A 1,406-nucleotide genomic window follows, 5' to 3' on the forward strand; every position below is an offset into this window, starting at 1 on the left:
GCTCCAGCGCCGGGTCGGCCGGCACCAGGACGAGGACCGTGCCGAGCATCCGCCAGGGCCACTCGGAGAGGAAGTAGCTCTGGAAGCCGCTCGTGTAGTGCACGTTGGACGGGGTGTACGCGAGGTAGGCGTCCAGCCCCCGCTCCTGGCAGCGGCGCCGGATGTTGTCGAGGATCTGGGCACGCACCGGCGTAGGAGCCCCGGGCCGCGCCGTCACTGCGACTCCACGGTTCGGACGATCTGCGGCGTCCCGGTCTCGTCGAACCGGACGACGTCGAACAGCCCGATCTCCGGTTCACCGACGTCGGTGAAGTCCAGCGGTCCGGAGACCCCGTTGTAGTCGATGTCGGTGCCCGCGGCGATCAGCTCGGCGCAGTCGGCGAACGTCGCGCACTCCTCGCCGTCCCGGGTCACCGACTGCATCGCCCGGGCGATGTCGCCGGGCGCGTCGCTGCCGGCCTGCAGCGCGGACAGGGCGATGGTGATCACGCAGTCGTAGTGGTAAGGCGTGAAGTTCGTGATCGACACCTGCGGCTTGCTCGCGACCAGCCGGTCCAGGAAGGCGGGGTCGTTCTGCGAGGAGGCCTGGGTGGCCTGCATGCCCTCCAGGACACCCGGGTCGGACTCGCTCACCGCCGGGCCGAGGGAGCCGAGCGACATGCCGTCGGTGCCGAAGACGCCCACGTCGGCGGGCCCCAGGCCGTTCTCGATCAGGCTGCGCAGCAGCGTGGTCCCCTCCTGGAAAGCGATCACCACGACGGCGTCGGGTTCGGCGGCGGCCACCTCGGCCACCTCGGCGGAGAACGTGGTGGCCGCCGGGTCGTACGGCACGTTGGCCACGACCTCGGCCCCCTCGCTCTCCAGCTGCTCGATCACCGACTGGGAGAGGCTCTGGCCGTAGTCGTCGTTGCGGACGACCACCGCCACCCGGGAAGCCCCCTCGCCTATGACGGTCTGTGCGAGCACCGGGCCCTGGCGGGTGTTCGCCGGGATGGTCCGGAAGTAGAGGCCCTTGTCCGGGTAGCCGGTGAAGGTGGCGCTCGTGTTGGCCCCGGCGCACTGCACAGCCCCGGCGCCGGCGATCCGGTCGAGCACCGAGAGCGAGACCGCGGAGGAGACCGGGCCGATGATGGCGTCGACGCCCTCGCCGAGCAGTCGGTCGACGGTCTGCCCGGCGACGGTCGGGTCCCCGGCCTCGTCGCCGCCGGACAGCGTCACCGGCTGGCCCAGAACGCCACCGGCCGCGTTGACGTCCTCCACGGCCAGCTGGGTCGCCGCGATGATCCCGACGCCAAGGCCGGAGAGCGGGCCGGTCTCGGCGAGGACGTAACCCAGGTCGAGCTGACCGTCCCCGGGCCGGGAGGACTCGACCTCGGGGGCGGGGCTGTCGCTCGACGCGCTGGGGG

General features: G+C 72.0%; 2 protein-coding genes. Both read right to left on the reverse strand.

Annotated elements, in window-relative coordinates; genetic code table 11:
* Positions 1-187, reverse strand: a 187-nt coding sequence (locus tag G5C62_RS27005; protein ID WP_206330903.1) for an aminopeptidase P family N-terminal domain-containing protein, incomplete at its 3' end; no start/stop codon positions are given.
* 26 nt (positions 188-213) lie between these two features.
* The coding region (locus G5C62_RS27010; protein WP_164703412.1) for an ABC transporter substrate-binding protein at positions 214-1,406 on the reverse strand (1,193 nt) is incomplete at its 5' end.

This window comes from Modestobacter sp. KNN46-3 (assembly GCF_011039295.1).